Origin of the sequence: Nocardiopsis sp. CNR-923, from assembly GCF_001942255.1 — a bacterium.
In the GTDB taxonomy this organism is placed as follows: Bacteria; Actinomycetota; Actinomycetes; order Streptosporangiales; family Streptosporangiaceae; genus Nocardiopsis.
The window spans coordinates 1-7,030 of sequence record NZ_MKKC01000002.1; the positions used below are offsets into that span (position 1 = coordinate 1).

8 protein-coding genes and 1 pseudogene are annotated in these 7,030 nt (G+C 66.0%); 5 read left to right on the top strand and 4 right to left on the bottom strand.

Annotation, left to right across the window (positions count from 1 at the left end; all coding sequences use genetic code 11):
- Positions 1 to 113: 113 nt before the first annotated feature.
- From BJF83_RS27260 to BJF83_RS00050, 3 genes are read left to right on the top strand one after another with little or no spacing between them, the layout of a single operon-like run.
- A complete protein-coding gene (locus BJF83_RS27260; protein ID WP_083678336.1) occupies positions 114 to 1,100 on the top strand; it encodes an albusnodin/ikarugamycin family macrolactam cyclase in 987 nt (328 codons plus the stop codon).
- Positions 1,097 to 1,720, top strand: a complete 624-nt coding sequence (locus tag BJF83_RS00045; RefSeq protein WP_075924674.1) for a lasso peptide biosynthesis B2 protein — start codon at positions 1,097 to 1,099, stop codon at positions 1,718 to 1,720. Before BJF83_RS27260 ends, BJF83_RS00045 begins: the two co-directional genes overlap by 4 nt.
- Entirely contained in the window at positions 1,713 to 2,300 is a 588-nt protein-coding gene (locus BJF83_RS00050; RefSeq protein ID WP_075924675.1) for a GNAT family N-acetyltransferase, read from the top strand. The genes BJF83_RS00045 and BJF83_RS00050 overlap by 8 nt, the downstream gene beginning before the upstream one ends.
- Before the next feature lie 262 nt (positions 2,301 to 2,562).
- Here BJF83_RS00050 and BJF83_RS00055 read toward each other — a convergent pair whose 3' ends face one another.
- The 3 genes from BJF83_RS00055 to BJF83_RS00065 all read right to left on the bottom strand — a co-directional run bounded on the left by BJF83_RS00055 (position 2,563) and on the right by BJF83_RS00065 (position 4,429).
- Positions 2,563 to 2,949: a hypothetical protein gene (locus BJF83_RS00055; protein ID WP_143831727.1), complete on the bottom strand. Its 387-nt coding sequence runs from the start codon at positions 2,947 to 2,949 to the stop codon at positions 2,563 to 2,565.
- Entirely contained in the window at positions 2,946 to 3,431 is a 486-nt protein-coding gene (locus BJF83_RS00060) for an ATP-binding protein (protein ID WP_075924676.1), read from the bottom strand. The genes BJF83_RS00055 and BJF83_RS00060 overlap by 4 nt, the downstream gene beginning before the upstream one ends.
- A gap of 95 nt (positions 3,432 to 3,526) precedes the next feature.
- On the bottom strand, positions 3,527 to 4,429 hold the full coding sequence (locus BJF83_RS00065; protein ID WP_075924677.1) for a Scr1 family TA system antitoxin-like transcriptional regulator: 903 nt from the start codon (positions 4,427 to 4,429) through the stop codon (positions 3,527 to 3,529).
- Between the two features lie 208 nt (positions 4,430 to 4,637).
- Here BJF83_RS00065 and BJF83_RS00070 point away from each other — a divergent pair.
- Both BJF83_RS00070 and BJF83_RS00075 read left to right on the top strand, forming a co-directional pair.
- Positions 4,638 to 5,497 (top strand): annotated as a pseudogene (locus BJF83_RS00070) (helix-turn-helix domain-containing protein).
- 19 nt (positions 5,498 to 5,516) lie between these two features.
- Positions 5,517 to 5,699, top strand: coding sequence for a DUF397 domain-containing protein (locus BJF83_RS00075; RefSeq protein ID WP_083678341.1), 183 nt, complete (start codon positions 5,517 to 5,519; stop codon positions 5,697 to 5,699).
- A gap of 71 nt (positions 5,700 to 5,770) precedes the next feature.
- Here the strand turns inward: BJF83_RS00075 and BJF83_RS00080 are convergent, their stop codons facing one another.
- Positions 5,771 to 6,607: a helix-turn-helix transcriptional regulator gene (locus BJF83_RS00080; RefSeq protein ID WP_075924678.1), complete on the bottom strand. Its 837-nt coding sequence runs from the start codon at positions 6,605 to 6,607 to the stop codon at positions 5,771 to 5,773.
- Positions 6,608 to 7,030 lie beyond the last annotated feature (423 nt).

A 7,030-nucleotide genomic window follows, 5' to 3' on the forward strand; every position in this document is an offset into this window, starting at 1 on the left:
GACCAGGGCGGCAGAGGGGCCCCAGCGAGATCGGTCCCGGGTCACATCCCGGGGGTTAGTGCGGTTGTGAAGTTACACCACTCCAAGGGACATGACCGACCATCGCGGCCCGGATGGGTCCGGTGACCGGGGTGACCGCCCACCCCGAAGGCGTCACCCGAGGCGGTGACCTGGACCATGTGCGCGCCCTGGACATCCCGGGCCTCGCCCGTGAGCGCTTCTCCATCACCGAACGACACCTGCCGTTCAGTCCTGGAGACGATCCGCTACTCCCTACAGATGAGCCGCCGCCCTCTGCTGTGAGTTGGGCGGCCTTCGCCGGGCAACTACGCCATGCCGCCACGTCCGGGGCAGTGTGCCATCTCACCGGAGACGGTGGTGACAACCACTTCCTTCCGCCTCCCACGCACCTGGCGGAGCTGGCACGAAATCACCAGTGGACACGAGTCTGGTATGACGCGTGCGGCTGGGCGCGACTCCGCCGCCGTAGTCCTTGGCCCCTCGTACGAGCCGCACTCACGCAGGACATCAACGCTCTGGCTCGGTCGGCTCCCTCTCCCTCTCCGTGGTCACACGACGCCCCTATGGCACGTGACCGATACCTGGATGCCGATCACGCGCTGGTCACTCTGATCCACAGCGTGACGCGTGCCGCCGCCTCGGACATACAGTTGGCCGACCACGCAGGAGTCGTCCAGCACAACCCCTACTTCGACGGCGCGGTGCTGGACGCGGTGGTGTCCTTGCCCGCTGCCGATCGATTCTCGGTGGAGCGGTACAAGCCCGCGCTGATCGACGCGGTTGGTGATCTGCTCCCACAGTCGGTGCGTGAGCGCACGACCAAGGGCTCCTTCGTCACCGACTACCACCGAGGTCTGCGCACAAACTTGAAGCGAGTGCTGGACTTGTGTGACGGACCGCTGACCGACATGGGACTGGTCGACGGCACCAAGCTTCGTGCTGCGGTACACGCGGCGTCCCTGGGCACCCGGACGCCATGGGCACATCTGGTGACCACCCTCGGCACCCAGATCTGGCTGTTGGCCCTGCGTGATTCCCCGTCTCCACGCTGGGTTCGATCTCGGGACGTTGTGGCATGACCGCGTTGCCCACAGTCGCGGTGCTCACCAGGCATACCTGCGTGCTCATCGACTACCGCACCGGTCATACCGAACTCCGAACGAGACTGCCCGAGAAACGTGACCCCTTGGTCATAGTTCGGCATGAGACCGACGCCGGTTCCTGGGGAACCGAGGAGATGAACGCGATTCTGCGCACTCCATCGAAGGTCGGGAGCGGCTGGATCCTGGCGGCGATTCCCGCCGCAGCGGTGACCGTCACCGTCCTGTTCTGCGGTTCCCGCCCTCAAAGGTTCGCCCGCATGGTACGACTCGCGTGCGTGGGACGACGGTTCCCACCCGCGACGGACGCACAAGCCCAGCAGGCGGTACATGCCGTCAGGCGGATATCCGCCCTGTTCCCGGCCCGGTGGGCGTGCCTGGAACAGTCCGTCACGGCCGCGCTCCTCCTCGCCATGGTGGGCCGACGTGCGGAGTGGCGGCACGGCATCGCGACCGACCCGGTACGCCTGCACGCCTGGATCGAAGCCGACGGGTGCCCGGTGGAGGAAGAGCCCGGAATCGACGCCTACACCCCGATCTACACACCTGATGGTCCGGCCGTGGGGCCGGGCGAGACCTTGGAGAACACCGTTGAGTGAACCGCACATCCTGCTGGCCGGACAGAACCTCGCCCTGGCCTTGCCGCGCCGAGAGATGTTGGAGTCCTACCACGCCTGGGAGAACGACCCGGGCACGATTCTGGGGTACGGCAACCAGATGCCCCAGTCCTTGGAAGTCCGCGCGAACGGATGGGAACGTCAACGGAGCAACCACAACTACCCGCAGTTTGAGGTCGTCCAACTGGAGGATAAAACCGCCGTTGGGATGACGACATTGCAGGTCAACACGTTCGTGCGCACAGCGGAGTTCGTCATCGTGCTCGCCCCGGAGGAACGAGGAAAGGGCCACGCCACCGAGGCGACCCGCCTCACCCTGGACTGGGCGTTCCACCTGGCCGCACTGCGCATGGTCTGGCTCAAGGTGCTGGGGCCCAACACGGCGGGCGTGACCGCCTACGAGAAGGCCGGATTCAAGCACGCCGGACGGCTGCGGCAGTCCGGGTACTGGCTCGGCCAACCCGTCGACGAACTGCTCATGGACGCCGTCCCCGAGGACTTCCCCGGCCCGTCAGTCGTGACGAGCACTGTCCAGCGGCAGGGAACACAGCCCCAAGGGTAGGGACGGGGAACCATGGACCAGGCGCCCGAGGTGCGGCACGAGTCACTGGTGGAGGCGTTGAGCGTCCTCCGTGACCCCGAAGCGCTCGCAGACCTCGCCGAGTCGGCTGGGTCCGAGGCGTCCACCTCCGAGGAGGAGATGGCCGAGCTGATGACCCAGCGATTCGGCCGGGCAGGACACCCGCCTGATCACGGCCTCCACCACGTCCGGCCCCACCCACGAGAACCTCAGGTGTGTGGGTGGGACCGGACAGCGCGTGACGTCACGCCAACAGGGTCACCAGGTGGCCGATCACCGTGCCGCCCACGAGCGCGGCCGTGTAGGAGGCCGCACGGAACAGCAGGCCCCTTCCACGCCAGCGACGCCGGGACCGGTGGCGGCCTCCACCGTGAGGCGTGGGGTTCGGTTCCCGTACGGGGGCGCTCGACCTCGGTCCGACCCGGCTCCTCCGCTTCTCCTCGGCCACCAGCATCCACGCGGGCAGGGTCCCGTGTTCGAGCCGGTAGGCGACCCGGGGGCTGCCCTCCATCTGGGCCAGCATCCGCTGTTCCCGGGTGAGCGGGGTCGCTCCGGCGGGGCGGGAGAAGCGGCGGCCCCTCGGTGCGTCCAGCACCGCGCGCATGCGCGGATTCACCGTCGTCGTGCTCATCGAAGCGCCTCGCTCTCCGTCGTCTCCACGGAGAACTCGGCCCACACGGCCGTGCCCAGGGCGGCGCAGAAGGGGAACGGAACCACCGGATAGGTGCCCCAGACCCGCGCGAGGGTGTCGACCAGGAGCAGGCCGCGTCCGCGTTCGGCGCTCATCCACTCCGCCTCGGTCCGCTGGCTCGGGATCCGGGGTTCGCTCTCCCGTGCTCCGTCGTCCACGACGACCAGCCGCAGGACTCCCGGTTTCGGAGGGAAGAGGGCGCGCAGCACCCGGCCGTCCGGCTCTCCGGAGCGGCTGTGCTCGATGGCGTTGGCGGCGATCTCGCTGGCGCACAGGGTCATGCGCTCGACCAGTTCCTCGTCGAACCCGGTGAGGTCGGCGCGCAGGTCAGCGCGGATCGTGGACATCCGGTCGAGGGTTCCCGGGTAGATCCGTGCCCTCCACGGGGTTACGGAGGGCGTCGAGTGCAGCACAATGGGCATGTCGGCGTTCGCTTTCCGTGTTCAGGGGTGAAGGTGGGTCGGCCTGCTCTGGGGGTGCTTCGACTCACCCGCCAGAGCCTTTTCGTGTGACCGCGTCAGCGCGCGACCGTGGAGAGCGTGCTGAGACCACCGACGCGGTTCGCCTCGCTCCCGCTGCCGATGGCCTTGGGGGAAGGGGTCGGCTCCACACCGGTGGCGGCGTCGGCCAGCAGGGCCAGCGAATCGGCCACCGACAGCGCCGCCCCGCACAGGTCCTCGAAGAGATCCGAGAACGCCTGGATCTCGCTCGGCGCGGAGATGAGCTGCCCGTCGCCGTAGGGGGCGACCACGTGGGCGACGGTGTAGGCCGGTCCCAGCGACAGGAGCCGGAACGGACCCATCGGGCAGGGGTGGTCGGCCACGCCGTGCGGGATGACCTGGAAGCGCAGCCCGCTGCCGCGGATCGCGTTGACCAGCCGTCGCAGCTGTTCCCGCATCACCTCGGCCCCGCCGACCAGGGTCCGCACGGCGGTCTCGTTGACGACCACGCGCAGACCGCCCGACCGGTTCCACAACCCGCCCCGCCGAGCCGTGTTCCCGGCGAACCGCCGGAGCGCGGTGCCGTAGTCGTGGGTCTGGAGTGGCACGGGGATGGTGCCGGGGCTGAACTCACGGATGGTGCGGGCGCTGGTGTCCAGCTCGTACGGGCACGCGCCACCGGCCAGGTGGGTGCTGATGGTGGCGCGGGCCCAGGCGTTCGTCAGGCGGCCCTTCGCCCCGAACCTGCGGTCGAGGTAGTCGGCGGTGCAGCGGGCCGGGACCGTCGCGCCGCTCTCGATCTCCCGGAGTTCCTCGGCGCTGAGGACCTCCCGCATCGCGAGGTCGTTGTGGGCGAGCCCGGCCTCCGCGCGGAACCGCGCGACCCGCTCCCCGAACACCTCCCACCCGCTTCGCTCAGCCCCGCTCTCGAATGACCTCGTGGGACCGTGTCCGCTGCTTCGACGGGTGGAGTTCGTCATCTGACCTCGATTCTCGCGATGATGCACGTCAGCGAGGCGCATGAGGCGACGAGCATCCTTTCCTCAAAGCACCCCACCAGGAGACACCCAGCCACTACCCTGAGCAATGATCTGAGTACTGACATCATGGATCGCAAACTGCGATTAATCAAGGGATTGTGAGCAAACTCTTGCGACTTCTCCGGGGTTGGAGGGTTACGATCGGTCCATGCGCCGACCCCGTACCCAAAGCCCCAGCGTGCGCCGTCGCAGACTCGCCGCTGAACTCCGCAAGCTCCGCGAGCAGGCGGGGCTGACCGGCGCAGTCGCCGCCAAGACCCTCGGCTGGCAGCATTCCAAGATCACCCGTATCGAACGGGCAGATCAGGGCATCAACCAGCCCGACCTGGCCAAGCTCCTCGACCTCTACAACGCCGCGGATCGGTGCTACCGAGATGCGCTCATGCAGCTCGCGAAGGAAGCGAGGCAACGAGGCTGGTGGTCGGACTATCGTGACGTCTTCGGTCCCGGAGCACTGCCCGACTTCGAGGCTGAGGCATCGACCATCCGAACCTTCGAAGCGCAGGTCATCACCGGCCTTCTTCAAACCCCCGACTACGCGGCTGCCATCTTTCGCGGAGGCGCGGCGCATCCTGCCAACGTCTCGAGCGTCACGTACAAGCCAGACTGGAACGCCAGAGGATCCTGGAAGGCGTGCACCCAGCCAAGCTGTACGCGATCCTCGACGAGGGAGCCCTACGACGCGTCGTCGGAGGTCCTGATGTCATGCGTGAGCAACTTCAGCACCTCATCAACTCGGCCACCAGGCACAACATCGACCTTCGCGTGCTTCCCTTCACCGCAGGAGCCCACGCCGCGATGCTCGGATCCTTCATCCTGCTCGACTTCGAAGATCCTCTGGACCAGACGCTGGCGTTTACCGAGTCGGTCACGACCAGCCAGTTCCTGGAGGAACCCCACCAAATCGAGAGGCACAATGACGTATACGGGCACCTACAGGGCTCGGCTCTGCTCCCCGGCCCCTCGGTGGAGTTCATCGAGCAGGTGATGCGTGATGTCTACACGTAGAAGGACACAAGTGATACCGATGTTCGACCTGGAGTTTCGCAAGTCCACCTACAGCGCCAACGCACAGGCGTGTGCGGAGGTCGCGGACACTCCCACCCTGCACGCGGTTCGTGACTCCAAGACCCTGGAGCAGTCGCCGCTCATGTTCGATCGAGCCGAGTGGCGCGCCTTCATCGACGCCACCCGCACGCACTACCTCTGACCAGACACGCAGCGGTGTCCCGGCCGTCTTCCACGGCCGGGACCCCGCTGCGTCCTCCCCAGAGTGGGGGATCAGTCGAGTTCGCGGATGGCTCTCTCGATCAGCGATCGAGCCTCGGCACCGTACACCGCATGATCTTGGAGGCGGCCGAACGCGCGTAGGAACAGCACGATCTCTCTGGGCTGTGTTACCTGCATCTCGGCCGTCGTCGTCTCGACAACTGCCACCTTGTCGTCGAAGATCCAGGTTCCCTCACCAGGCCACATCCTGCGCACGGCATCCGGCGGGATCACCCCGAATGACACCTGAGGGAAGGTCGTGACCGCGAGCAACCGTTCCAACTGCTCACGCATCACGTCCACGTCGCCGAACCGAGCCTGGAGAGCCCAGTACTCGACCACGAAGAGGAAGCGCTGTTTCCCTTCGTGAAGGAACCGCTGCCGGTGCAATCGGACATCAACGGCATCGTCAATCCGCCCGTCAGCACCATAGAAATCGTTCGCGATCCGTAGCACCGCGCGACTGTACGCAGCGGTTTGCAGGATGCCGGGAACCACGATCGACTCGTAGGAGCGAACCACGCTCGCCCCCTCGTGAAACCGGTCAAACGTCTGTTGCAGATACTTGAGACCGCCTTTGAGGTGCTGCTGCCACTCGACCCACATCCCGTCGATGCCTCGCAAGGTCGCCAGCAACTCCGGGATCTGATCCTCAGCGCCGCAGGCCGAGCACCAAAGCTTGACATCCCGTTCGGAGGGGTTCTGCTTTCCATGCTCCAACCGGGACACCTTGGTGAAGTGCATCCCGGTTGCGGCTGCGAGCTCCCGCCCCGAGAGCATGGCGTCCTTGCGGATCTCACGCAGGCGGGATCCGAAGGCCGTCTTCGCATGACGGACCTGATCTGACACGTATCAACTCAAATGGGATTGTAGTCGCGGTGCGGCACCACGAGACTCCATGCCGAGTCGAAAGCCGCGCGGCACAGGTCGATATCGCTTCGACTGTTTGAGACGAAAATCAGTCTGATAAACGGTGACCGAATCGTTCAGCATTGACTCCGACTCATTACCCCTGAGCGTGATACACAACTTGTTGACTCCCTGTCCAAGAGTTACGCGACAGCGCGTCAAGCCTCGCGTCAGCGGTGCCTGGAGATCAAGAATGTTTCACGAAGTTGCGTCCCTCCACGTCATCCGCATGGCAGCCTGGGGGAACAACCAGACCGTGCAATCTGGTCATGTCCCTTGGAGTGGTGTAACTCCTGGATGGGTGATCTGACCTGCAGGGCTATAGCAACGAGGCGAGCCATCGTGTGACGGTCAAGAGGAAGG

Excerpts from the sequence above, each read along its gene's own strand:
- BJF83_RS27260 (WP_083678336.1), top strand. The coding sequence starts at position 114 with ATGGGTCCGGTGACCGGGGTGACCGCCCACCCCGAAGGCGTCACCCGA.
- BJF83_RS00045 (WP_075924674.1), top strand. The coding sequence starts at position 1,097 with ATGACCGCGTTGCCCACAGTCGCGGTGCTCACCAGGCATACCTGCGTG.
- BJF83_RS00055 (WP_143831727.1), bottom strand. The coding sequence starts at position 2,949 with ATGAGCACGACGACGGTGAATCCGCGCATGCGCGCGGTGCTGGACGCA.
- BJF83_RS00060 (WP_075924676.1), bottom strand. The coding sequence starts at position 3,431 with ATGCCCATTGTGCTGCACTCGACGCCCTCCGTAACCCCGTGGAGGGCA.
- BJF83_RS00065 (WP_075924677.1), bottom strand. The coding sequence starts at position 4,429 with ATGACGAACTCCACCCGTCGAAGCAGCGGACACGGTCCCACGAGGTCA.
- BJF83_RS00075 (WP_083678341.1), top strand. The coding sequence starts at position 5,517 with ATGTTCGACCTGGAGTTTCGCAAGTCCACCTACAGCGCCAACGCACAG.